This is a genomic window from Alteromonas sp. S015 (assembly GCF_036864485.1).
Taxonomy (GTDB): domain Bacteria; phylum Pseudomonadota; class Gammaproteobacteria; order Enterobacterales; family Alteromonadaceae; genus Alteromonas.
On sequence record NZ_JAZETO010000001.1, the window covers coordinates 1 to 25,233 of the forward strand.

23 protein-coding genes and 1 tRNA gene are annotated in these 25,233 nt (G+C 43.4%); 6 read left to right on the forward strand and 18 right to left on the reverse strand.

Annotated features, from left to right (window positions below):
- Nucleotides 1-166: 166 nt before the first annotated feature.
- The 4 genes from V7R42_RS00005 to pnp all read right to left on the reverse strand — a co-directional run bounded on the left by V7R42_RS00005 (nt 167) and on the right by pnp (nt 3,849).
- On the reverse strand, nt 167-385 hold the full coding sequence (locus V7R42_RS00005) for a hypothetical protein (RefSeq protein ID WP_334018225.1): 219 nt from the start codon (nt 383-385) through the stop codon (nt 167-169).
- A 172-nt stretch (nt 386-557) separates the two neighbouring features.
- The gene (locus V7R42_RS00010; protein WP_334018226.1) at nt 558-1,007 is read right to left on the reverse strand and encodes a hypothetical protein; all 450 of its coding nucleotides are present in this window, start codon (nt 1,005-1,007) and stop codon (nt 558-560) included.
- Nucleotides 1,008-1,281: 274 nt separating this feature from the next.
- Nucleotides 1,282-1,575, reverse strand: a complete 294-nt coding sequence (locus V7R42_RS00015) for a DUF1244 domain-containing protein (RefSeq protein WP_061485818.1) — start codon at nt 1,573-1,575, stop codon at nt 1,282-1,284.
- A gap of 162 nt (nt 1,576-1,737) precedes the next feature.
- Nucleotides 1,738-3,849 (reverse strand): polyribonucleotide nucleotidyltransferase, encoded by a 2,112-nt coding sequence (gene pnp, locus V7R42_RS00020; protein ID WP_334018227.1) that lies wholly within the window; start codon nt 3,847-3,849, stop codon nt 1,738-1,740.
- A gap of 339 nt (nt 3,850-4,188) precedes the next feature.
- Between pnp and V7R42_RS00025 the strand changes: the two genes are divergently transcribed.
- Nucleotides 4,189-4,743 carry an HNH endonuclease gene (locus V7R42_RS00025; protein ID WP_334018228.1) on the forward strand — a complete coding sequence of 185 codons (555 nt, stop codon included), beginning with the start codon at nt 4,189-4,191 and terminating at the stop codon, nt 4,741-4,743.
- Between the two features lie 59 nt (nt 4,744-4,802).
- Here V7R42_RS00025 and V7R42_RS00030 read toward each other — a convergent pair whose 3' ends face one another.
- The 5 genes from V7R42_RS00030 to V7R42_RS00050 form a co-directional block, all read right to left on the reverse strand.
- Nucleotides 4,803-5,753 carry a mechanosensitive ion channel family protein gene (locus V7R42_RS00030; protein ID WP_334018229.1) on the reverse strand — a complete coding sequence of 317 codons (951 nt, stop codon included), beginning with the start codon at nt 5,751-5,753 and terminating at the stop codon, nt 4,803-4,805.
- Nucleotides 5,754-5,883: 130 nt separating this feature from the next.
- On the reverse strand, nt 5,884-7,131 hold the full coding sequence (locus V7R42_RS00035) for a glutamate-5-semialdehyde dehydrogenase (RefSeq protein ID WP_334018230.1): 1,248 nt from the start codon (nt 7,129-7,131) through the stop codon (nt 5,884-5,886).
- A complete protein-coding gene (gene proB / locus V7R42_RS00040) occupies nt 7,128-8,237 on the reverse strand; it encodes a glutamate 5-kinase (RefSeq protein WP_334018231.1) in 1,110 nt (369 codons plus the stop codon). Before proB ends, V7R42_RS00035 begins: the two co-directional genes overlap by 4 nt.
- 16 nt (nt 8,238-8,253) lie before the next feature.
- Nucleotides 8,254-9,768: a sodium/proline symporter PutP gene (gene putP / locus V7R42_RS00045; protein ID WP_334018933.1), complete on the reverse strand. Its 1,515-nt coding sequence runs from the start codon at nt 9,766-9,768 to the stop codon at nt 8,254-8,256.
- A gap of 367 nt (nt 9,769-10,135) precedes the next feature.
- Nucleotides 10,136-11,182 (reverse strand): DNA topoisomerase IB, encoded by a 1,047-nt coding sequence (locus V7R42_RS00050; protein WP_334018232.1) that lies wholly within the window; start codon nt 11,180-11,182, stop codon nt 10,136-10,138.
- A gap of 581 nt (nt 11,183-11,763) precedes the next feature.
- Between V7R42_RS00050 and V7R42_RS00055 the strand changes: the two genes are divergently transcribed.
- The gene (locus tag V7R42_RS00055) at nt 11,764-12,354 is read left to right on the forward strand and encodes a hypothetical protein (protein WP_334018233.1); all 591 of its coding nucleotides are present in this window, start codon (nt 11,764-11,766) and stop codon (nt 12,352-12,354) included.
- Nucleotides 12,355-12,533: 179 nt separating this feature from the next.
- The gene (locus V7R42_RS00060) at nt 12,534-13,364 is read left to right on the forward strand and encodes an HAD family hydrolase (protein ID WP_334018234.1); all 831 of its coding nucleotides are present in this window, start codon (nt 12,534-12,536) and stop codon (nt 13,362-13,364) included.
- A gap of 71 nt (nt 13,365-13,435) precedes the next feature.
- On the opposite strand, the gene V7R42_RS00065 is transcribed toward V7R42_RS00060, so the two are convergent.
- Together V7R42_RS00065 and V7R42_RS00070 are read right to left on the reverse strand one after the other, a co-directional pair.
- Entirely contained in the window at nt 13,436-14,140 is a 705-nt protein-coding gene (locus tag V7R42_RS00065) for an SDR family NAD(P)-dependent oxidoreductase (protein WP_334018235.1), read from the reverse strand.
- 20 nt (nt 14,141-14,160) lie between these two features.
- Nucleotides 14,161-14,691, reverse strand: a complete 531-nt coding sequence (locus V7R42_RS00070; RefSeq protein WP_334018236.1) for a DUF2878 domain-containing protein — start codon at nt 14,689-14,691, stop codon at nt 14,161-14,163.
- A 150-nt stretch (nt 14,692-14,841) separates the two neighbouring features.
- Between V7R42_RS00070 and V7R42_RS00075 the strand changes: the two genes are divergently transcribed.
- The 3 genes from V7R42_RS00075 (at nt 14,842) to V7R42_RS00085 (ending at nt 18,518) form a co-directional block, all read left to right on the forward strand.
- Nucleotides 14,842-16,470: a diacylglycerol kinase family protein gene (locus V7R42_RS00075; RefSeq protein WP_334018237.1), complete on the forward strand. Its 1,629-nt coding sequence runs from the start codon at nt 14,842-14,844 to the stop codon at nt 16,468-16,470.
- Nucleotides 16,471-16,477: 7 nt separating this feature from the next.
- On the forward strand, nt 16,478-17,833 hold the full coding sequence (gdhA, locus tag V7R42_RS00080; protein WP_334018238.1) for an NADP-specific glutamate dehydrogenase: 1,356 nt from the start codon (nt 16,478-16,480) through the stop codon (nt 17,831-17,833).
- Between the two features lie 229 nt (nt 17,834-18,062).
- The gene (locus tag V7R42_RS00085) at nt 18,063-18,518 is read left to right on the forward strand and encodes a hemerythrin domain-containing protein (protein WP_334018239.1); all 456 of its coding nucleotides are present in this window, start codon (nt 18,063-18,065) and stop codon (nt 18,516-18,518) included.
- Nucleotides 18,519-18,694: 176 nt separating this feature from the next.
- Here the strand turns inward: V7R42_RS00085 and V7R42_RS00090 are convergent, their stop codons facing one another.
- From V7R42_RS00090 to folP, 7 genes are all read right to left on the reverse strand, one after another.
- Nucleotides 18,695-18,853, reverse strand: coding sequence for a YqaE/Pmp3 family membrane protein (locus tag V7R42_RS00090; protein WP_014949371.1), 159 nt, complete (start codon nt 18,851-18,853; stop codon nt 18,695-18,697).
- A gap of 193 nt (nt 18,854-19,046) precedes the next feature.
- Nucleotides 19,047-21,341, reverse strand: a complete 2,295-nt coding sequence (locus tag V7R42_RS00095; RefSeq protein ID WP_334018240.1) for a putative bifunctional diguanylate cyclase/phosphodiesterase — start codon at nt 21,339-21,341, stop codon at nt 19,047-19,049.
- A gap of 236 nt (nt 21,342-21,577) precedes the next feature.
- A tRNA-Leu gene (locus tag V7R42_RS00100) sits at nt 21,578-21,663 on the reverse strand.
- Nucleotides 21,664-21,673: 10 nt separating this feature from the next.
- A complete protein-coding gene (gene secG, locus V7R42_RS00105) occupies nt 21,674-22,087 on the reverse strand; it encodes a preprotein translocase subunit SecG (RefSeq protein ID WP_334018241.1) in 414 nt (137 codons plus the stop codon).
- Between the two features lie 10 nt (nt 22,088-22,097).
- Nucleotides 22,098-22,841 carry a triose-phosphate isomerase gene (gene tpiA, locus V7R42_RS00110; RefSeq protein WP_334018242.1) on the reverse strand — a complete coding sequence of 248 codons (744 nt, stop codon included), beginning with the start codon at nt 22,839-22,841 and terminating at the stop codon, nt 22,098-22,100.
- Between the two features lie 96 nt (nt 22,842-22,937).
- A complete protein-coding gene (gene glmM, locus V7R42_RS00115; protein WP_334018243.1) occupies nt 22,938-24,281 on the reverse strand; it encodes a phosphoglucosamine mutase in 1,344 nt (447 codons plus the stop codon).
- Nucleotides 24,282-24,290: 9 nt separating this feature from the next.
- On the reverse strand, nt 24,291-25,115 hold the full coding sequence (gene folP / locus V7R42_RS00120; RefSeq protein WP_334018244.1) for a dihydropteroate synthase: 825 nt from the start codon (nt 25,113-25,115) through the stop codon (nt 24,291-24,293).
- Between the last annotated feature and the right edge of the window lie 118 nt (nt 25,116-25,233).

Sequence of the window (25,233 nt, forward strand, 5' to 3'; positions counted from 1 at the left end):
CAATAAGAGCCTCTATATGTGTTTGACGTAGGCAATTTGCCTAACATCAGCCATGACAGACGAAGTAAACGAGTTCTGAAAAGGCAACGGTATTGATCTTGAAATAGTGGTCAAGGGGCTATCTTTTTTCATTGACAGCCCGGTGGCTCATATGTGTTATGTGTTTTTATTCGTCGTCTTGCTCAGGATGCACCAAGGTCAGAATATTTCCCTCTACAGATACACTATCGTAATGTTCAAAGTTGGCATGTAATGCCTCGATAACTTCATCCGCTAAAGCTGCGTTGGGCAATTTATAGTTAGTCGTCTTAACGCCAGCCTGATAATCGTCTTTTACTTCAAGCTTTATAGATAGAATCAAATCGCTTAGTTCTTCATTTGTCATTTTATTTCCTTATTGTAAATTTGGCCGGAGCCACTACATTATTCGAGTTAACACTGACACATAACGCCTTGCTCACCGGCACATACTGCGGAGAGCGTTTTTGTGTAAAACTGGAGCGTAGAGACAGACGCAAAAATGAACATAGCAGTATGTGTCCGCGTGCAGCAACTTGTTATGGCTGAACATTACCGATGCCTGCCCATTGCACTTTAAATGCTTGCTCTTTTTTAACGTGATCAATTACCAAAATGCCGATGGCAATTACAAAATGGTCGCCTGAGTTAAAACCATTGAAATCCTTAAACCGTGGTACTAACGTAGCATTATTAAGTGTGTATTTCGTTACCCCAGGCTCCCAATACGCTGTGAATTGATGCTCATTATCGATTATGAGCTGAATCGCGTTTGGTTCGTTTGATTCTTGACCTGGTATAGCCGGGAATTTGTAGCCTGTAGCATCTAACTCAATTTCAATAGCTGGTTTTATTGAGTAATATTCGCCGACTTGGCCTTCCGCTAGCCCCATTTGGATATGCTGTTCATCAACTGTAATTGTTTGCATCCCTGCTGCACTAGCAGTAACTGATGCAATACTAAACAACGATGCTAGAAATTTCTTCATGACTCTCCTTTTAGGCCATAACAGCTTACTCGTCCCCAAACCGACATGCTTTTACACACCATTTTGGGATATTTGTCCTTTTTATTTATAACTACTCTAAACTACAACCACAGCAGAAATAAAGCAAAAACCAAAATGTCACTTTTTGCTCAAAAATTAAAAACACCATACCGCCGTGCAGATGAATTTGGTGTATTTCACGCACGCCAAACACAAAAAAGCCAGCGTTCGCTGGCTTTTTAAATTGATAACATCATGTATTTTTAAGTAGCAGTCACTTCTTCTGCCTAGCAGCCAACTTCTCCAACTGCTCGTCTGTGGCTGGAAGCTGATGTTTTTCTTTCCACTCTGAATACGGCATTTTGTATACCACTTCGCGCGCGGCTTCGTAATCGATATCAGCGCCCTGCTCGCTTGCAGCCGCCGAATACCATTTTGCCAAGCAGTTACGACAAAAGTCGGCCAAAATCATCAGGTCGATGTTCTGAACGTCTTTATTCGCGTCTAGGTGTTCTACTAAGCGGCGGAATACCGCTGCTTCTACTTCAGTTTGTGTTTGTTTATCCATTATCAAATACCTCTATAAAAGCGCTTTTCCTTAGGCTTTGAATGTGTAGGTTAACGGGTAAAACCCAACCTGCTTTTGCTTTTTAAAACCTGAAACGAAAAAAGGGAGCCAAGCTCCCTTTTTACTTAAACATAACTAACTAGGTTTAAAACCTAATTAGCATTACTCTGCGTCGTCAGACTTAGGCGCAGGCTTTTCTAGAAGCTCTTTAATGCTTAAACGTACACGGTTTTGGCGATCAATTTCCATAACCTTAACGTCAACCATTTGGCCTTCTTCTAGGTAGTCTGTTACTTTGTTCACACGCTCGTGAGCGATTTGTGAAATATGAACAAGGCCTTCTTTACCTGGAAGTACTTCTACAAACGCACCGAAGTCAACAATACGCGTAATCTTACCGTTGTAAGTCTTACCCACTTCAATTTCAGCCGTTACTTGCTCAATCTTGCTAATAGCGATGTCTGCTTTCGCACGCTCTGTCGCGAAGATTTTGATAGTACCGTCGTCTTCAATCTCAATGTTAGTGTCAGACTCTTCAGTAATTTGACGGATCATCGCGCCGCCTTTACCGATAACGTCACGGATCTTGTCTTGGTCAATCTTCATTGTGTAAATGCGTGGCGCAAATTCACTTAGCTCTTCACGGTGACCGCCAATCGCTTCGTCCATTACGTTAAGAATGTGCAAACGTGCTTCTTTTGCTTGTTTAAGCGCAATTTGCATGATTTCTTTCGTAATACCTTCAATCTTAATGTCCATTTGAAGTGCAGTAATACCTTCGGTAGTACCCGCTACTTTAAAGTCCATGTCGCCAAGGTGATCTTCGTCACCAAGGATGTCTGAAAGTACAACAAAGTTGTCGTCGCTCTTAACTAGGCCCATTGCGATACCCGCAACAGACGCTTTAATTGGCACACCTGCATCCATAAGCGCTAGTGAAGTACCACATACCGACGCCATTGAAGATGAACCGTTTGATTCTGTGATTTCAGAAACCACACGTACTACGTACGGGAATTCTTCTTCACTTGGCATTACTGCTTGAATACCACGCTTCGCTAGACGACCGTGACCAATTTCACGACGCTTAGGCGAACCAATCATACCGGTTTCACCAACACAGTATGGAGGGAAGTTGTAGTGAAGCATGAAACGGCTGTCGCGCTTACCTTGAAGCTCGTCAATCATCTGTGCGTCACGCTCTGTACCAAGCGTAGCCGCTACAAGTGCCTGCGTTTCACCACGAGTAAATAGTGCAGAACCGTGAGTACGTGGAAGAATACCTGTCGCTACGTCTAGTGCACGGATCATGGCTGGGTCACGACCATCGATACGCGGCGCGCCAGATAGAATGCGTGAACGTACAACGTCAGATTCAAGGTCGTGAAGAAGGTCTAGCACTTCTTTCTTGTCTTGTTCTTCGTCTTCAGCAAGGATAGCTTCTAGTGCTTTTTCAGTTGCTGCAGTTACTGCGTCTTTACGCGCTAACTTGTCAGAAATCTGGTAAGCCGCAGTCATTTCTGCTTCAGCTAGTGCTTTAACTTTGTCTTTCAGCGCCGTGTTTTCTGCTTCTGGTGCCCAGTCCCACTTCTCAGTGCCAACTTCAGCAGCAAATTCGTTAACCGCGTTAACCACAGTTTGCATTTGCTCGTGACCGAACATAACCGCACCTAGCATGGTATCTTCAGAAAGCACGCTTGCTTCTGACTCAACCATAAGTACTGCGCCTTCAGTACCCGCAACTACAAGGTCAAGCTCGCTTTCAGCTTGCTCTTCTGCGCGTGTATTTAGAATGTATTCACCGTTGCTAAAACCAACACGCGCCGCACCGATTGGGCCGTTGAAAGGAATACCAGAGATAGCAAGGGCTGCTGAAGTACCAATCATAGAGATGATGTCTGTAGGAATATCTGGGTTAGCAGACATTACCGTAACAACAACTTGTACTTCGTTTTTGAAACCTTCTGGGAATAATGGGCGAATTGGACGGTCGATAAGACGTGCAATCAGTGTTTCACCTTCAGATGGGCGACCTTCACGCTTGAAGAAACCACCAGGGATTTTACCCGCAGCGTACGCTTTTTCTTGGTAGTTAACGGTAAGTGGGAAGAAGTCTTGATCTGCTTTGGCTTCTTTTTTACCAACTACTGTTACCAGTACAGACGTGTCGTCCATGCTTGCAAGAACCGCAGCTGTTGCCTGACGAGCAATTACACCCGTCTCTAGAGTTACAGTATGCTGTCCATACTGAAATGATTTAGTAATAGGAGTCACTATTTGTCCTTTAATTTCAATCTTTATTTTATCGCTTTTAAACGCGGCGCATAGTATAGCTTTGAAGTGGCGTTAATGCCATGGTCAAATGTAGCCCCACGTGGAATTTGTTGTGTTGTTCGGTTATCAACCGCTACCACCTATAGCACCATGACTATATGAAATATCTGTGAAATTTCAATTATTGACTATATTTTCATCATACTGACACAAAACCGCGTATGCTAGAACAAAAAGCGAACAGCATAAGACACTTAAAAAACATTACATGCTATGAAGCCGCAGAAGTTATTGATAACAACAAGAACGTCTAAATATTAGTGTGCTAAGGAGATAACCATGTTGGTACTTCGACTTAACAAAGCAGGCATGCCACAAGAGTGGATAGATGTTGAGCAAGCCGCCAAGCTTTACAGTCAAGATAAGGTGCTATTTGAGCTAGGTAGCGATGCTATTACGCTTAAAGGAGGCTGGAATCATGAAGGACTGCAAAGCAAACTTACTTTATCAAGTATTATCGCGTGCGACGGCAAGGTAACAGATTTGTCTGGCAAGGTTGCCCTTACTAATCGCTACTTGTTTAGGCGCGATAGTTATTTGTGTATGTATTGCGGTAATAAATTTACGCCAAAACAACTTACCCGAGACCACATTATCCCCCGCTCTCGCGGCGGAAAAGATAGTTGGACGAACGTAGCCACGGCGTGTCAGCGATGTAATCACGCTAAAGCAGCTAAAACCCCTGAAGAGGCCAATATGCCGCTTTTAGCTGTTCCTTTTAGACCAAATGTTTACGAGCGCTTTTATTTAATGAACAGACGCATACTGGCAGACCAAATGGCATTTTTGGAAGGGCATTTTTCCCATCAGCGGGAATGGAAGTGTAGCGAATGACGTGTAATAAATTGCAGTGAGCGACCAGAAGATGATAAAGGTCGCTCCTTAGTCGAGTTTTACAACCCTGTGCTAGTGGTCCCCTGCTGTTCTATGCTAGCCGGCGCTTGAATATTGGTATTGTTATTCTCACTTTGCTGTTGCATCAGCATCGCCTGCTCTTCTTTTTGCGCCCGAAACCATAAGCTTAACCAGTCCGAGCACATTTTATGTTCTAACTCGTGGGCCTCGGCCGTTGGGCAAAACAAACTTACTTTCACTACCACTTTTGCCAGTTCATTGGTTTTAATCTCTACTTCGGGGTCAATACGAATAAATTCTTGCTCTAAATGACGTTCAATTAACCCTTTGTATCGCTCTGCAACGTCACGAAAATATTCACAATGGGCTTGAGCGCGTGCATGGAATGCAGGTAACAGGCTATAGGCGTTTACCGTGGGCTCGTTGACTATTTCAAACGAGTGCAAACGGTAGCGGCGCATAAAGTTAAGGTTACGCACGGTTTGAGTAACTAGCTGACTGTTTGGCACATACACGTGCTTACCCGTGTAATTAAAGCTTTCTGGATCTACTTCTAGAAGCGCTGTTTTTGCCCAGTCCATTTCTACCACTTCGCCAATAATGCTATTCATTTGGATCCAGTCGCCTACCCTAAATGGCCTTGCGCCCAGGTAGTAGATAAACCCCATAAAACACTGAATAAATTCACGGGTGGCCAATACAATAGCAACCATAAACGCAGCAATTGAAATAGCCAGAGTTTGTATTTCAGAGCTCCACACTATCATCAGTACAATGATGATAAAGGCATTGCCTAGCTGCTCTAAAATATTAATCTGATTTCGTCTGTCTTCACCGCGTTGAGAGCTAATACGCCTTATCAACAGCAGCACACCTTTTTTTATGAAGTGCAATACAATTAAAAGTAGTAGTGACGTCAGCAATTTATACTCATTGGCAAAGGCAATAAGCTGATTCCATAGCTGCGTGGGGTCTATCACAATCTCCATGTATGCTCCGTCTGTGCTGCGAGGGTAAATCTTTGAATAAAAATAAAAAAGCGCCGACGAATGTCAGCGCTTTGCATTATGAAGCATGTCAACTCGTGGCACAATGCCGACCAGTTAAAACACCTTTTTGTTAGTCGCGAATTTGGCCTTCGCCATTCACTAGATACTTCTCTGAAGTCAACGACTCTAAGCCCATTGGGCCGTAGGCATGCAGCTTGGTTGTAGCGATACCAATTTCCGCTCCTAAACCTAACTGGCTACCGTCAGAGAAACGTGATGAAGCGTTAACCATTACAACACTAGCGTCTACCGCGCGCTGGAACAGCTTGCCTTTCTCGGCGTCATCAGTACAAATTACTTCAGTATGGTTACTACCAAACTGCGCGATATGGTCTACCGCAGCATCAAAATCATCAACAACGCGGATGGCAATTTCCAAGCCAAGGTATTCTTCACCGTACGCATCTTCAGCAATAACGTCAGCACCGTCAAAGTACTGGCTGCCTTTTTCGTTTACGTGAACCTTCACGCCTTTTTCTTTAAAGGCATCGGCGACTTTCGGCAGAAAATCTCCCGCGACGGCTTGGTGCACAACTAAACCTTCTAACGCATTGCACACGCCAGTACGCTGTGTCTTACCGTTTAGCAACAGCGCCATGGCTTTGTCTAAATTGGCGTCTTTATCTACGTAAAGGTGGCACACGCCTTTAAAGTGCTGGATAACCGGAACTTTAGCGTTATCCGTCACGTAGTTAATGAGGCCTTCACCACCGCGAGGGATAATTACGTCAATGTAATCACGCTGCTCCATTAGCTCTTGCATTAATGCGCGGTCCGGATTTGGCACAACCGTTACCAATGCTTTAGGCAAGTTGTGTTTTTCCAGCACCTCTTGCATTAGCTCCGCAATGGCTAAACTGGTATCCAGTGCTTCTTTACCACCACGTAATATTACTGCGTTGCCCGATTTGAAGCACAGTGCGCCTGCATCGGCAGTAACATTAGGTCGTGCTTCATATATCATGCACACAACGCCCAGCGGTATACGCATTTTTTTAATCTCAATACCGTTTGGACGTGTACCGATAACGCGCTCTTTACCTACTGGATCATCAAGTTCAACAATAACTTCGATGCCTTCAGCCATTGACTCAATGCGTTCTTCATTAAGAATTAGGCGGTCAATCATGGCTGCGTCTAAGTTATTTTCTTTAGCGCGCGCTACTTCCTTTTCGTTAACGTCAATAATTTTATTTTTGTTAGCACGAATTGCCGCCGCCATATCAGTTAACACCGCGTTTTTCTGGCTTTCACTTAAAATTGCCAGTGTACGTGCAGCTTTTTTCGCCTGTTGTGCTAACTCTGTAATAATGCTCATTCTTTCTCCAGATTTGCTATGTGCTGATCAGAAATAATTGGCCCCGTTTTTTCCTCAAACTCATGGGCGAATTCTTCGTTTTCCTGATTCGCAATAAAATTCAATAAACAGCTACTGTAATTCGACTTAGCTTTAACCAGTTTAGTGCCGTCTTCTTTACGTACCAAAATGGTGTCGCCTACCGAAAACTCACCTTTCACATCGATAATTTCGCTACTTGTCAGTTGTTCTGCGTCGCCAGCTAAAGAGGCGTCAAAGTCCCCTTCAACTATCACCTCGCCCTGCGCGTTTGACGTGTGGCGCATCCAATGCACGTTCTCTTGCATTGGCATAGCGTGAGGTACAAAATGCGTGCCTGGGTTTTCACCTGCTAGCAGCATATTAAACGACAGCTCAGTAAAGCCGTTAATAATATATGTGTCTATACCATGCGAAACGGCTTTTTCGGCCGCTTCAATTTTAGTGCGCATGCCACCGGTGCCTACACCGCCTTTCACCGCACCGCCAGCCATGTCATAAATGCTTTGATCAATGGTATTAACTGATTTAAGCAATTGGGCGTCGTCGTGTTCATGCGGGTTTTTATCATACAACCCATCAATGTCTGAACAGATGATAAGCGCATCTGCTTCAGCGGCCGACGCCACCATGGCCGATAAATTATCGTTATCACCCACCTTTAATTTGTCGGTAGTAACGGTATCGTTTTCATTTACGATAGGCAGGATATTGTTGTCCAATAAACTGAAGATCGTTTCACGAATACTTACGTAACGCTCTCTGTCTCGCAAATCAGCATGCGTTAAAAGCATCTGGGCAGACGGAAAATCAAACAGTCTGTCCCACGTGGCAATCATTTCGGTTTGACCCGCTGCCGCCATTGCTTTTTTAACTGCTATATCTGACTTTTCTTGCTCTGGAAACAAGTGCGCGCCCGCTGCGACAGAACCAGAAGACACGAGCACAACTTGTGTACCGTTGGCTCTGCATCGCACGATAAATTGCGCAATACTCAAAAGGTAGTGACTGCTACAACCTTGCTGGTTGGGCGATATCAATGCACTACCCACTTTGATGACTACGCGTTTCCAATTTGGATGACTCATAATAAACTTTTTAACCTTAAGATTGTTGACTTGCTAATTCTTCACTGGCTTGCGCAAATGTTGCCTGCACGTTTTTTGATGGATTTTCGCTAAAGCGACTTACCATGTATAGCGTTAACGTACTTACCGCAAACCCTGGAATAATTTCATAAATAACGCTGCTTAACGTTTTGCCATCAGCTAATACGGGCGCATAAATCCAAAACAGTACAGTTACCGCACCGCTGATCATACCGGCCATCGCCGCTTTCGCTGTAAGGTCCTTTTTATACAGACAAAACAGGACTAACGGACCAAATGCTGCACCAAAACCTGCCCAAGCATTACTTACTAAAGATAAAATTGTATTCGACGCATCCATGGCTAAAAACAGTGCAACCACAGCCACACCTGCTACACCATAACGGCCAATTGTTACGGTTTGCTTTTCGCTAAGTGACTTGCTCGGTGACTTTTTATTTACCATTACTCGATAAATGTCTTCGGTCAAAGAACTCGCACTTACCAGTAACTGCGACGAAATTGTACTCATAATAGCGGCTAAAATAGCGGCCATTAAAAATCCACTAATAAGTGGGTGAAACAGCAATTGTGAGAAAATTATAAATATCGTCTCTGGATCATCTACTGCAAGACCAAATTGATTAGCATAGGCGATGCCTACAAAGCCTGTTGCAAGTGCACCAATGATGGTCACTAACATCCACGACATACCAATATTTCGCGCTGTGCCAATGGCATTAACAGAACGAATTGCCATAAAGCGAACAATAATGTGCGGCTGTCCAAAGTAACCTAAGCCCCAACCTAAACTCGATAGCAACCCTACAATGGTTAGCGTTTCCAATGATTCAGAAAAATTAGGTACAGACTGATAAGCGGCGCTTGTCATTTGAGACACGCTATCAAACTCAGTAAACGCAACAATTGGTACTAAAACCAACGCCACGAACATGATGCACCCTTGCACAAAGTCTGTAAGGCTCACTGCCAAGAAACCGCCCAGTAATGTGTAAGACACCACAACGCCTAGGGTGATAAACAAGCCTAGCTGATAATCGACTGAAAATGCGCTTTCAAACAACTTACCACCGGCTACTAATCCAGCAGACGTATACAAGGTAAAAAACAGCACTATAATTACCGCAGAGACTATACGAAGGCTCGAGTTAGGCGTATTGAAGCGCTTCGCGAAAAATTCAGGCACGGTAAGCGAGTCGTTCGCCACTTCGGTATAAACGCGAAGTTTCGGTGCTACTAATAAATAGTTAGCTAGCGCACCTGCAACCAACCCTATTGCAATATAAACCGCATCAAAACCGGTTAAGTACATTGCACCTGGTAAGCCCATTAGCATCCAACCTGACATGTCAGAGGCACCCGCAGACAGTGCGGTTACTTGAGGGCTAACTTGTCGCCCTCCCAAAATATAACCAGATATATCACTGGTAGATTGTCGGTAAGCAAACAACCCTATCCCTAACATCGCTATAAAATACACCGCTAATGATAGGTAACTTTCCATTGGCATAACGTTCGTTATTTCCTCTTTTGCTCTTTGAAAACTCGTAAATGAAAACGCCATTTAACCTTTGCTAATTCTATTTTAATAGCAAATAATTAAATCGAACAATAATCATTAGAGCTCTAACAATATAAGGATCTGACAGAAAATTTCAAGTGCAATTTTTAAACAATTAAATTTAACGAGAATTTATACCCGTTTTATTACCAACTGTGTTTCACAACAAGTTAATCCAACAAAAACAAACTTACCTATTATAATACAATACCTTACAAATGAACGGTCATTTGTGAAACACGTTAACTTTGGTTAAAAAGAAGCAAAAAATGGAAACTTTACTATCAACTAAAACATTTTCACTGAATATACTTCATTACGCGGACTCAGCTGAAATAACATCCAAAAGAAGCTTTTCTACAGGCAATAAATGGGTTAGCTGCGTACAATCTTCATTGTGAAGCGAGCGCACCCGATTAACTAATTTCTCACACACTTTTTTGTCATTGTTGACAGCAAATAGTTTCGGATGAATATAATATTTCCTACAAACCGAGGGAGTGTTGCCTAGTTCCGAAGCAACATATTTACTTAGCGTACTCTCCCATTTTTTGGTTCTGGATGTTGTGACCTGTTCATAGACAGTGGGAAGGGTCGTCAGTGCAAATCGACTTGATGCCCACGTTCTAAAATCTTTACAACTGAACCGCTCACTTAACTCTTGGTGGATGAACGCGTTGACGTCTTCGCTGGTGACATCGTGCCAACGATTATCCTCATCTTGATAACGAAATAAGCAATAACCTTGTTGCTGCGCACAGTCACAGACTAGCGTGGCGAGTTCAGGGTCGTGCACTTTGAGGGTTCTTGGTTTACCGTGCTTGCCTACATAGCTTAGCTCTACACTATCGTCACACTGCGCTTGGACATGCTTGCGCCGCAATGTGGTCAAACCATACGTATTGTTTTCTTTGCTGTATTGGGCGTTGCCTACCCTGGCACCGGTGTAATCAAGCAGCAGACATACCAGTGCGCATGCTTTTTCTTGAGTCCACGTCGGTTGTGAAATCAACGAAAGACAGTACTCGCGAAACCCAGGGAGCGCATTGCCAAATGCAACTAAACGCTCGAATTTCTCTACTTGTTGCTGCTCATGCCATTTCTCGTGATAGATATATTGCTTACGCCCTTTTTCATCGTAGCCTACGGCTTGAACACTGGCCTTGCTATCACGGCTTATATAGGTATCGCGCCAGTTTGGAGGAATGACGAGTTTCTTGATGCGCTTTAGCACCCGCTCTCCTGTCACTTTCTTTCCACTTGCATAGCGATAATAGAAACGCTTATTCCCGCAAGCGATCCGTCTTATCAATAAATGGCTATCATCAGAATAAACATTGCAATAGCCTTTGATCCGTTTCATTTATACTCACCTCGTTCCTTAACGGTAAGGAATATCCACTGTTAAATTGCATCCAAAGCCGCGGATTCTTGTTGTGCCCTTTTAATGCACGGCAACGACTTTTCAAAGCTTGATGTGTAAATAGAACTTACAGGAAAATGCTGATAAATGATCACTACATGAAAACACGCTTGTCCCACACAGACCGTGCAGCGGGAAACCTTAATCTCAAACGGCTATAACGATTTTTCACGCCATGTGTAAAATTATCACAATACCGGCCATCGACTTCACGAGTGATAATTGATTGAACGCAAAACTTAAGCTATGAAACTTTCCCTCTTTCGCTTTTTTACTCACTAAATCATATTTAACGTTATGAATTTTGCTTTTATTTTCAATATGATAAAGGCGTCACATCGTTACCCTACACTAAAGTATAAATGTCGAAAAATCGTTGCCGGAATACAACTTGAATGAACACAACAAGAGATTATCGAATTAATTGTACGCTTCGGACTAGCATGAACAGTAATTTACTGTGAAGTACAGGTGAAGTGGAATGGTTTAGCGTATCCAAGTAAGAAGTCGAGGATTTAAAGATGAATGTTCAAGATTCGAAAAAAGTCGAGCCGACAAGCAAAAGTAGCAATGAGCATGAAAATTTAAGAGCCAACGTTGTATCGAATGGTGATTTGCAAGTCGCGGCTGTATTTTCTTCAAAACGAAAAGTGCGAGAAGTGTTGGAGGTGGTTCAAAACCAGACATCTGTTGCAGCATCTCAAGTGGAAATTATCGAAGCCGGCGACCCTAACATGAGCGAAAAGCTTGAGCGTAATAGTGCATCTATCGGTAAACGTATGTGGTCATCGCACTTATTACTTGGTGCAATCGGTCTTATTTGTGGCCTTTTAGCAGCGTTTTTATTAACGCAGTTTGGCCCAGCGCTCACGCAACAAAATCCTTTATTTACTTACATAGCTCTCATAAGCCCCGGTTTATTTATTGGGTTATTTATAGCAGGGCTAATCGGTTTACGTCCGGACAGAAGCGAAGTGGTACAAACCGTAAGACACGCGGTTAGATATGGTAAGGTTGCCCTCGTGATCAACCTTAGAAAATCACAGTCTTCATCTGAGGTATCTCATCTATTAAAACAGCACACGGACAAAGTGGTCGAATCTATTCGATAATGAGATTAACTGTACAAGATGACACGTAGCTTCAAAGCATAATGTGATAAAGTGACCTCAGCGTAGCAATCAATCTAGCTGCACCAATACCTTTGAAAGGGCAATACAACGATGATACGTTTATTGCCCTTCGGCGTTTGGTCAGCGCTATTTTGAAAGAGAGATTAGGCACCATTTGTATGGATTTAATATTTTTTGATTTAGACGGCACCTTGTTAAATAAGTCTTCTAAAATTTCTTCGTTTACAAAAGAAACGTTAGGCCTGCTTGGCAAGAGAGATATAGCGTTCACCGTAGCGACAGGCCGCACAATGCATTCAGCACAGTATGTGTTACAAGGTCAGTCGTTTGTACTTCCCCACATATATAATAATGGCGTGGCCATATGGGATCCTTCAGGAAATGCGCTAACGCTGGAGAATTTGCTCGCGCCTAGTGAAGTAAATCTTATTATCGAACACGCGGTCAAAAACAATATTACCCCTTTCATCAATACAGTAAATATGGACAGCCCTGATCACGAACATGTCATTTACCATTCATCTCCCAAGCATCAGGTAGAGTTCGATTTAATCGAGAAATATTTCTCACGCACTAAAGCGCGACTTGCGACTATTGACTCGCTACCTGCCAACGCACATATTACGAATATTAGTATGATCGGTGATGCGCCGCTGGTTTACGACATGTATAAGCAACTAAACATGCACGATGGTCTGATCGCTTACTCCGGGCCAGCTATTGAAGGAGATGAATACCGTTGGATGGATGTACACCACAATCTTGCAAATAAAGGCAGCGCTGTTGAAATATTGCGCAATCAGTTAAACGCAAGTAACGTTATTGTATTCGGCGATAGTGACAATGACTTGAGTATGTTTGAGTTAGCGGACGAGGCGTACGCGCCATCCAATGCAAAACCCTATATCAAGGACGCTGCCACCTCCGTGATAGGGCATCACGATGAAGATGGAATCGCTCGCTTTCTACGAGAGCGATTCTCACTTTAGAACGTTCTGCTTAAACAATACTGTCGAAATGGTAGCCTTTAAACCAGATAAGCTAGGCTAGTTAAATAAGGCTACCACTCAATAGGCTCTCTATCTTTTAAAAATTGGCCATGCGGGCCGCCCTCTTCCATCGTTGCCAGCCAAATGGCCGTATCCGCGCCTTCCTCGGGCGTTTTAGGCGCATCACTTCCGCCCATTCTGGTATGTACCCACCCAGGTGTCATGCTATTTACTGTCACATCAAGGCTTTTTCCATCTGCCGCATCATCAACTACCGCCGCCATTTTGACCGTCAGCGCATTAACTGCAGCTTTTGTTATCGCATAACACATTGGTCCTTTAAGCCCCTCGGCAAAGCTGCCATAACTCGAGCTTACGTTGATAATTCGCCCGAAACCTCGCTCAATCATTTGCGGCAACGTTTGCTGGATAAGCGTAAGTGGGGCGTTCACATTAATTTGCATTGATTTAACCAACGTCTCAGAATTTACATCGTTCCAAGATGTGTCATCTAATATGCCTGCATTGTTTATAAGAATATCGATAGGACCATACACGGCCTCGGCCCTAACAAATGCGTCGACAATTGCGGTTTCGTTATCAAGAGGCATCTCGATAATATGTAAGTCCCCTCCTACGATATCCTTTTTGGCTTCAAGGCCCGATTCTTCATCACGGCATCCCATTAATACTTTATAGCCTTTAGAGAGCATGCCCTTCACTATTTCAAGGCCTATCCCCCTGTTACCACCAGTCACTAATACGTTTTTCGTCATTGCTGATACACTCCTTGCATTTACGCTTTGGCTTGGTTTGCCTCAAAACGATTGGATAAATAAAAACAAAGCGGAAAAATAACACTCCACACTAAAGCAATGAAAATATAAGAGAGCAGCATGCTAGTACCCAGTTCCACCGCGCCAAATTTAGCCCCAGCTATATAACTAAGCGGTGCAAAAACTGCTCCCGCAATTGCTGCCATAAGCATTTGCCCGTTAAAGGCAGTTAAACTGTGGTAAACCGTACCTGCAAACGCCGCCCACAAAAGACTTAGCCAAATAGGTATTGGCCAAAAGCTCACTAGCGTTTCTGTCTCGGTGAAAATAAATAACCCGCTTAAAGTAAGAAGCGCGTCGACTACCGTGCCGAGTAGAAAGAGCGTACCCATTAATTTTATGTCTTCCGTTCGTTTGGGCGATATGGCAATCCAAACCAGGAGCAACCCTACTACCGGTAACACGGCTTTATTTTGGAACAGGATAACCAGCCACCAAATACCTTGGAACCATACAAAGTTCGCAACCTTCAATACTGCATTATTCTTCATTTGAAACGCTCATATTTTCAATACCAAAACATACGTTTACCGTTAGGCGATAGTTCAACCCTATTACGACGAAAGTAAACGAAAACGTTCTAGTGTAAGTATAGATGCATAGACTGTTTGTTCTTTCCAATTACAAAGGATGTGTTAATCGTGAAAATGGTGAAGTATTACGTACTTGGTGCATTAATGGCGTTAGCACTAACGTTGGCTGTGCCAGTGATATTATTTAAAGTGGCGTTTGGTTGGATTGCATTTTCGCTTATTGCAGTGAGTAGCGCCTATTTGCTGAATTACCCAAGCCTATTTCGCAAACGTGAAGACGGATCTATACCATTCTACATTCGCTGGATATTCGTGCCTTTCTTATTAGGCTCATGGCTTTACAACGAATACGCGCGTAGAACTGACAAAGTCCCACCTCTTCAAAAAATTGAGCCACACTTGTTCCTTGCATGTCGCATGTCAGGAAAGCACGTTAGCCTTCTAAATAAGAATAACATTGATGCAATTCTTGACGTAACTGCTGAATTTGATGGACTGGATTGGACGGCTTACCAAGAAGATTACCGTTATTTAAACGTACCGGTACTTGACCATACCAGTCCCACTCCAGAACAGCTTGTCTTAGCAATAAATTGGCTAAACCAACAAATTTCTGAAAAGAAGAACGTTGTTGTGCATTGTGCGCTTGGCCGAGGCCGCTCTGTTCTGGTGGTAGCAGCCTATCTACTGGCCAAAAATCCTAAGTTAACGGTAGACGATGCATTGCGCGAAATTAATCAAATTCGCCAAACGGCAAGGCTTAACAAGCGTCAATTAGCTTCATTACAGCAGGTAAGAGATGGCGGCTTGCTACTTTTACAGAAGAATTTAACCCTTATTGTCAATCCCGTTGCTGGTGGTGGTAAATGGAAACAATACCGTGATGACGTTCTTTCTCGACTAAACGAAAAATTTAAAGTGACCGTGAAAAAAACCACCCCGGAAGTAGACGGTAAGGCACTTGCTGAGCAAGCAAAACAAGACGGCGCCAACATAATCGTTGCATGTGGCGGCGACGGAACGTTAACTGAAGTCGCGTCTGCTCTCGTAAATACTGGTATCACCATGGGCATTATCCCTTTTGGTACGGCAAATGCGCTCAGTCAGGTGTTGCACGGATATATCAGTAAAGTAATGCCAATAAGTACCGCATGCGACATTATTATCGAAGGTAATACTTTGGATATCGATACCGCAACGTGTAACGACCATGTGATGTTACTTGTGGCAGCCGTAGGCTTTGAAGAGAAAATGATCTCTGCCGCTGACCGTGAAGAAAAGAACATGGGAGGCCAATTTGCCTACCTTAAAGGGCTCTGGAATGCGATTTCAAATAATGAAAACATGACGTTTAAAGTAACAAAAGACAACCAGCCAGCTGAAACCTTAGAAACACCGAGTTTTGTTATTGCAAACGCGGCTCCAATGACCACAGCGCTTGCGCAAGGCGCAGAGCCCCCTGACATTACAGACGGCAAACTTGATTTAACGTGGTTGTTACCACAGCCTAGTTCAGACAGACAGTTTGCGTCTTTGGCTGAGTTGGTATTGAGCCCAGCCGAAGCAAAAAAACAATCAGAATCTATACACCATGAACGCGCGTCCAACATTACTTTAACGTTCGATAAACCTACAGCATATGCTGTGGATGGCGAGATCTATGAGGGCGAATCACTGGTTATTAAAGCGTGCCCTCGCAGTCTCACCGTGCTCACCAATTTTAAAGAAAAGGATTAAGTAGTACATGGCCCAGAAAAGCAATTTTGATGAAATATATACTTTTCTTAATGAGAAGTTCGCAGGTGAAACAGAGTATCTTCAAGCAGTACACGAAGTGCTTGAAGACATCGTTCCTATTTACAATGCGAACGAAGATTACAAGGCGTTTGACATAGTAAGGCGTATTTGCCTGCCTGAACGCATTATCTATTTCACCGTCTCATGGATGAACAGCGAGGGAAAAATTGAAGTAAACCAAGGCTGGCGTGTGCAGCACAATTCGGCCATGGGCCCTTACAAAGGGGGCTTACGCTTTCACCCTACCGTAAACCTCTCTGTGCTTAAGTTTCTTGCATTCGAACAATGCTTTAAAAATGCGCTCACCGGCTTACCTATGGGCGGAGGCAAAGGCGGTTCAGACTTTAACCCCAAAGGACGTACAGATCGCGATATTATGCTGTTCTGCCAGGCATTTATGCGTGAATTACAGCGGCACATTGGTGCAAATACCGATGTGCCTGCAGGCGACATAAACGTTGGCGCCAGAGAGATAGGATACCTATACGGTGAATATCGCAGACTTAACAACAAGTTTGAGGGGGTATTAACCGGCAAAGGTTTAGAGTTCGGGGGAAGTTATGTGCGCACTGAAGCGACAGGCTTTGGCTTAATTTACTTTTTAGAAGCGGTGTGCCGGCACAAAAACACGCTAATAGAAGGCAAAACCATCGCGGTATCTGGAGCAGGAAACGTAGCGCTGCATGCGGCACTTAAAGCGGTAGAGAAAGGTGGGAAAGTTGTTTCGCTATCCAATAGCCGAGGGCTTTTACATAATGAGGATGGGTTAACTGATACCGAGTTAAAATGGGCAATCAACAACCATGCAAACCGCAACAATATCCTTACTGACATGGCAGATAAAAACATGGGCAAGTGGATTGCTAATAAAAAGCCTTGGCATTTAAAATGCGACATAGCACTGCCTTGTGCTACGCAAAACGAACTACTTGAAGAAGATGCGAAATCTCTGCTAGACAACGGCTGTAAAATGGTACTAGAAGGTGCGAATATGCCGTGTACAAATGAAGCGCAGGCTTTGTTTTTAAACGCCCAAATAGCATACGTACCGGGCAAAGCATCTAACGCTGGGGGTGTTGCACTGTCTGGCTTAGAAATGGGGCAAAATGCCACATTTAATCAGCGTAAAGCAGGCGTACTCGATGAGCAGCTCTATTCAATTATGGAAAGTATTCATCAGCGCTGCGTTGTTGAGGGTAAAACTGAAGGCGATGCTGGAAGCAGCTACGTTAATTATATGAAAGGCGCTAACGTTGCAGCATTTAGAAGACTTGCTGACGCCATGGTTGCACAAGGAGTTTAGGGTACCTGACTCGCGCCTACTCCGATAAGTTCACGGTAATGCTGCCGTGAATTTATCGGAAACTGACCTGTAAAATTTGCGCTGTTTCCCGTACCCTATTTAACTACTCTCTTTCACCTTATATAAAATTTTTCTTAAAAATCATAATCTAACCCCCCGCTCATTCATGGAATAAAAATAGCATTACTCATGGTGTAATTCATTTTTAAGTATTTATAAGGAACTACCCATGAAAATTTTTGAAGCTTTGCGTCAAGATCATGAAAAGCAACGTTTGCTGCTTAAAATTCTGGCTGAGACGAGTGGAAACACTGCAGCACGCCGTGAATATTATCAAGAACTTAAGACCCAGCTTGAAAGTCATGCTATTGCTGAAGAGCGCCACTTCTATTCTCATCTTCTAGAAAAAGACGCTACTGTCGATTTAACCCGTCACGGGATTGCTGAGCATCACGAGATTGACGAGTTGCTTGAAAAGCTTGATGACACCGACATGAGTTCGCCCGCTTGGTTGCGCCATCTGAAAACGCTCCAAGAAAAAGTTGAGCATCACCTTGCTGACGAAGAACAAGAATTCTTTCAAGTCGCAGGGAATGTGCTTAATGATCGCCAAAAAACAAGACTTGCTGATGAATATCAAAAAGAGATGAGACAAGAGCTAGACAATGAAAAACTAACGGCTTAACGTGAATTCTGTAACGTTGCCGAAGAGCTGAAATTCGTCAAACGTCATAACATAAAAAGCCAGCTAATTAAGCTGGCTTTAGTTTACTTAAATTAGAACTAATAAGTATGGTGTTACAAACAATGTGTTGTTAACACGATATGCTTACAAACTGCTTATACAATGTTGAACACCGACTATTTTTTAGCGATGATGTAAACAGCGTGGATAACTCCAGGGAAATAGCCGAGGATAGTTAAAAGAATATTGATCCAAAAGTGGGCACCAATACCGACTTGTAAAAATACGCCCAAAGGTGGTAGCAGAATCGATAAAAGTATACGAATGATGTCCATAATAAAGTCCTTGAATTTGAAATAATTTCACAACTCAGTGGGCAAAATACTCACAGATTGGCGAAGAATTCTGGCCCTCAGAGCGTATTATACGGTTCACCATATGTTAAGCATTTTCGATGCCATATCTATCCAGACTGCCTCAACTGCGCTGTAATAACTGTAAACCGAAAAATCTAATTTATCGGTATAACTATTCGCCGAAAGGCGTATTTTGAAGCCATTCCTCAAGGTCTGAACGGCTCAATGGGCGACTAATGTAATAACCTTGAACAATGTCACAGCCCCAATCCTTTAAGATTTCAAGAGACGCTATGTCTTCAACGCCTTCGGCCACTACTTTCAAATTAAATACGTTAGCCAAGCTTAGAACGGTATGAACAATTTGCTGATCGTTTTCGTCAGTTGCTAGCGACAAGATAAAACCTTTGTCTATCTTAATCGTCTTTACGGGCAAATTCTTTAGATACGCTAACGACGAATAGCCCGTGCCGAAATCATCGATGGCGAAATGGAACCCTCGCGATGTCATTTCGTTAAGGTTCTCTATTGCAAGTGCGGCGTCCGCAACTAAATCACTTTCTGTTATTTCTAGTTCCAAAGCTTCAGGTGAAAGCCCCTGTTGGGTTAAAAGTGACATGAGCTTCCCTAAAAGCACCTTATTTTGAATATCTTGAGTAGATAAGTTCATCGCAACCGTGAAACCATATCCCTTGCTTCTAAAGTAAGCCAGGTCTGAAATGGTTTGCGTCATAACCCAAGTAGTCACTTGCTCAATAAGCCCAGCTTGTTCGGCTATCGTAATAAATTCATCAGGCGGTACAAAACCCAATACACTATTATTCCAGCGAATAAGCGCTTCCATACTGCACACTTTCATTGTTTGTAAATCTATTTTCGGCTGATAAACCATAGACAATTCATTTTGTTGGCTGGCTAATGCACGCTTAAGTTCCGTCGTAATTGATAGTCTGCGGTTGTATTTGTCTTCTAACTCTGTGCGATATCGAACGCACCAACTGTCACTGTGTATCGCTTCGTCAGTAACAATGTTCATTTTTCTAAACAGTTCTTCTGAGGTCGTTGCGTCTTGTGGACATTGAATCACAGCCATGGCCACTTTGACTGGAATAGCAATAAGGTTGCTTTCAACAGGTTGCTCTAGAATGTATTTAAGCGTTTCTAGCTGGTCGTCATTCAATTGCTCTTTCGTAATATACAAAATCTCACCGCCCGCTAATCTTGCAGACGTGCCTGGCCACCGCTGAAGCCTTTCAGCCAACGCTTTTAACGTGTTGTCTCCGTTTGAGTAGCCATAGAGGTCATTAATGGTTCGAAAACCGATTACAGTGATGGCAACAACTTGTAACGCTGTTTCTTCTTGAAGTTCAGACTCAAAAAAACTCTCAACATAATTTCGATTAAAAAGCCCTGTAAGAACGTCGTGTTCCGCCTGATAACGAATATGTTTTTCGCGACTTTTAATACTTGCTTGCATGCTATCAACTGCATTGGCAAGCTCTGTAATTTCTTTAATATTAGAGGGCGTATCAAGCGTTGCGCCATAGCTTCCAGAAGCCACTTTATTCACCGCTCTAACCAATGTAGATACCGGTCGACTCACGTTCCTTGCCAGCAGTAGGGAAAAACCCAAAGCAATTAATATTGCCAGTAAGCAGAATGCTAATATCGTTAACTGGATACGTGTGAAAGCACTAAATGAAGACGTTGTATCTACCGCCAATGTAATCTTGACCGGCAGCCTTCCATCAGAAGCGATATTAACCTCACGCGCAAAGTAAGTAAGATCGTTTTTAAACGTTACGTCTACCCACGAAGGGTCGCGTTCTGAAGCTAAGATACGCTGTGCATCGTTTTCTTCTAGGGTCGTCGTGAGCACGTCATTAGTATCAGTTTCCGAGATTATTATTTCAGCATCGACCAGTTCCTTGAGCTCTTCTAATACCCTATCATCGAACTCTACGCCAATTAACATGTAATACCTGAGCGTAGGTATTTCTACACGAATTAAGTTCAATTGAACCAATTTGTTATTAACAACAAAGAAACCGCTGTCATTCCCATTCGCAACCAACGCTAGACTACTTTCTACACTTTGGCCGACTTCAAATAACGTTGTGCGCGTTACTACCACTTGGTGGTCTAAGCTTACTAAGGCGATGATATCGGTGTTTAGTCTCTGTGCGTAACTCGTAAACGCTGCTTCAATAGAAGGGATGTTCTGTGTACCAACCGCACGCCTGAAATCAAATGAGCGAGACAATACTTTTGAAACACTGCGTATAACAGCTTGACGATCGGCAACAACCTTATCGAACACCTTTTCGGCTAATACGATATTGTGATCAATATTTTGAACCACGAGAGTGTTAGCAGAACGCCACACGGCTCCAATTATCAGAAGTGAAGCTATTACAATCCCTATTAACAGAGTTTGGAACAAACTCTGACTAAGTGTTTTTTGCACTATAGTGCCTCGTAAAGATTATTTTATTTATATCGCGGACAGAATATCTAGCTATCGAAAAGCATAGCTGAATAACAAAAATAGGAATAGACATAACATCCTGTAAGTTCTAGATTTTAACGCTTTGTTACAACTGAGCTGGCAACTTTAAAGTAAGTCCGCTGTTGTGATCTTAACAAGAAATAAAACACGTAAAAACAGAAAAGGCCAGCATTATGCTGGCCTTTACATTTAATTGGTGCGGAAAGCGGGACTTGAACCCGCACGAGCTATGCTCACCACCCCCTCAAGATGGCGTGTCTACCAATTCCACCACTTCCGCGAAAACGTTTTTAGTTCGATCCCTCAGCGTCATCTGACTTTGGTACGTCTACTACGTCACTTTCAATAACAGGAACGTCGCCTTGAGCCTCGCCTTCAATAACAGGGACGTCCTGATCTGCGGGCAGTTCAACTTGATCTTCGACAGAAGCAGGAACCTCTAAATTGTTCCACTCGTCTTCCGCACTTTCACGGTTAGCCGTCATTGCGCCTAAAGACAGGCTGATGAAGAAAAACAATCCTGCAAGAATTGCCGTAGTACGAGTCATAAAGTTACCTGAACCCGATGAACCGAAAACAGTGTTAGAACCGCCTGAGCCAAATGAAGCGCCCATATCTGCACCTTTACCTTGTTGAATCAAAACAAATCCAATAAGTAATAGCGCAACAATCAGGTATGCTACTAATAGCACTTCGTAAATCATAAATACCTCGTCAGTTTGCCGCTTGGCAAATTGAAATAAAATCTTCCGCTTTTAAACTGGCTCCGCCAATCAAACCACCGTCTACATCTTTTTGCGCAAACAGGGTTTCAGCATTATCTGGCTTAACACTGCCGCCGTACAAAATACGAAGACCTTGAGCCAGTTGCGCGTCTACTTTATAAAAGTAACCGCGAATAAATTCATGTACTTCTTGAGCCTGTTCTGGGCTGGCTGTTTTACCAGTACCAATTGCCCAAATCGGCTCGTATGCAATCACAGTTTTGCTAAGTTCATCTATCGACATGCTGCTAACTAGTGCATTAAGTTGCTCGCCAACAAATGCTTCAACACCACCAGCCTCTCTAACTTCAAGTGGTTCACCTACACAAATGATAGGTACTACACCACAAGAGACACACTGCTTAGCTTTTAATGCGACAAGCTCGCTTGATTCGCCTTGCTCTTCCCGTCGCTCTGAGTGTCCGACAATAGCGTATCCACAACCTGCTTCTTTAAGCATTTCAACAGACAATTCACCGGTGTGAGCGCCGTTATCCAGATGACTTACGTTTTGAGCGCCTATGGCAAACGAACATGTATCAAACGCGTGTAAAAGAAGTGAGGGAGCGCAAATTACGATTTCCGACTCAGCTTCTACTTTCGCTAATTTTTGATTAAATTCAGCAACTAATGCCAAATTTCCGTTCATTTTCCAGTTGCCAGCCACAAATGGCTTTCTAAGATTTTCACTCACAACGTAGACCTTAGCCCTGTCTTCAAAGCGGGCGTGATATTAACTATTTAATTGATAAGATACAAGCACAAAAAGCAAAATTTCCTGCCAGGCCAACTAATTGGCGAGATTACGAACAGTTTCTGCAATATGCTCAGCCCATTTGTGAGATTGGGTCTCGTCATTCGATTCAACCATCACACGGATTAACGGTTCAGTACCACTTTTGCGTAGCAGTACCCTGCCCGTTTTTCCTAACGCAGACTCGGCCTCTTTCTTAGCATTTTGTACGTCAACATGAGCTAAATAATCCATCTCTTGATTGGCGTATCGAACATTCACTAGCGTTTGCGGGTACATTTCGAATCCACTTGCTAAGTCGTGTAAGTCCATATCTGAACGAAGCATCGCAGCAAGCACCTGAAGTCCAGCAACAATACCATCGCCGGTAGAGCTCATGTTTAGATTGAGAACATGCCCCGAGTTTTCACCACCTATGGACCAGCCTTTATTCTGCAGAAGTTCCATTACATAGCGGTCGCCGACGTTACTTCGTGCAAAAGGCACACCCAGTTTTGATAACGCATTCTCTAGGCCTAAATTACTCATTAAGGTGCCAACGACACCGCCTTGCATTTTACCGTTCTTCAGTGCGTCACGCGCAATAATGTAAACTATCTGGTCCCCGTCTAACACGTTACCAAGATGGTCTACCATCATGATGCGATCACCATCGCCGTCTAACGCAAACCCAAGGTCAGCGCCGGTTTCTTTGACCTTTGCTACAATAGCGTCCATTGACGTTGCGCCCACACCATCGTTAATGTTTAAGCCGTCTGGTGCAGTACCCAGTTCGATAACGGTCGCCCCCAACTCTCTGAGTACATTAGGTGCAATGTGATACGTTGCGCCGTGTGCACAATCCACAACAATTTTTAAATCTGTCAATGAAAGTTCGGAGGGAAAAGTGCCTTTACAAAACTCAATATAACGACCCGCAGCATCATTGATACGCGTAGCTTTACCCAGCTTATCAGATGCTACGCATGTCATGGGTCGCTCCAGCATATCCTCAATAGCTAACTCGATATCATCATCAAGTTTAAAGCCTTGTGCAGAGAAAAATTTAATGCCGTTGTCATAAAATGGATTATGAGACGCACTAATTACAATACCGGCTTCAGAGCGAAACGTTTTGGTGAGGTAAGCAATAGCTGGCGTGGGCATAGGGCCAAGTAATCCAATATTGATACCAGCTGCAGACAGTCCAGCTTCTAAAGATGACTCTAGCATGTAGCCTGAAATACGTGTGTCTTTGCCAATAAGTACTTTGTTCGTACCGCGGCCTGCAAGCACTTTACCCGCTGCCCATCCCAACTTGGTAACGAATTCTGGATTGATATTACTCTCGCCTACTTTTCCGCGGATTCCGTCAGTGCCGAAATATTTACGCTGCGTCATTATTATTCCTTATTTGATCGTATTCAGCATTTTCACGATATTGACAGCATCTGCTGTTTCTTTTACGTCGTGAACACGAATTATGTGTGCGCCCATTTGGGCGGCAATTGTAGCGAGGCTTATGCTTCCCGCCAAGCGCTCATCCACTTTTCTGTTGAGCAAATTGCCAATCATCGACTTACGTGACATACCCACTAGCACTGGATAACCCATAGCCATAAGTGTTGGCAGGTGTTTAACTAAGGCATAGTTATGATCCAGTGATTTACCGAATCCGTAGCCGGGGTCAAACAAAATAGCATCTTTAGAAATGCCTGCCTCTTCGCAGATTTGTGCACGCTGCAATAAAAACTGGCCAACATCTTTAACGACATCCTCATATTCTGGATTATCTTGCATAGTTCGAGGCTGACCTTGCATATGCATTAAGCATACTGGTACTTTTGCTTCGGCGGCAGCTTCTAGAGCATTTGGCTCTTGTAGGGCACGTACATCGTTAATTAACCCTGCGCCTGCCCTCACGGCTTCGCGCATTACGTCAGCCTTGCTGGTATCAATGGAAATGACACACTCGGTATTTTTCGCCACTGCTTCAATGACAGGTATTGTACGATCGAGCTCTTCCTGAAGCGTTACATCAGGTGCACCAGGTCGGGTAGATTCACCGCCTACGTCAATGAACGTTGCGCCCTCATCAATCATTCGAAGGGCATGTTCGAGGGCTTGCGTTACGCTTGCGTGCTTACCGCCGTCAGAGAATGAATCAGGCGTAACATTTAAAATTCCCATCACATGCGGTTGTGACAGATCAATAAAGTGCTTTCCAAACTGCATGAATTACCTGCAATGTTAACTTTTAAAATAATATTATCTTTTAGCAATTAAGCGATAAAACAAACTTGTTTTAACCAACCGAGTTAACAGTAAATACTCTTTGAGAATGGATCTATAT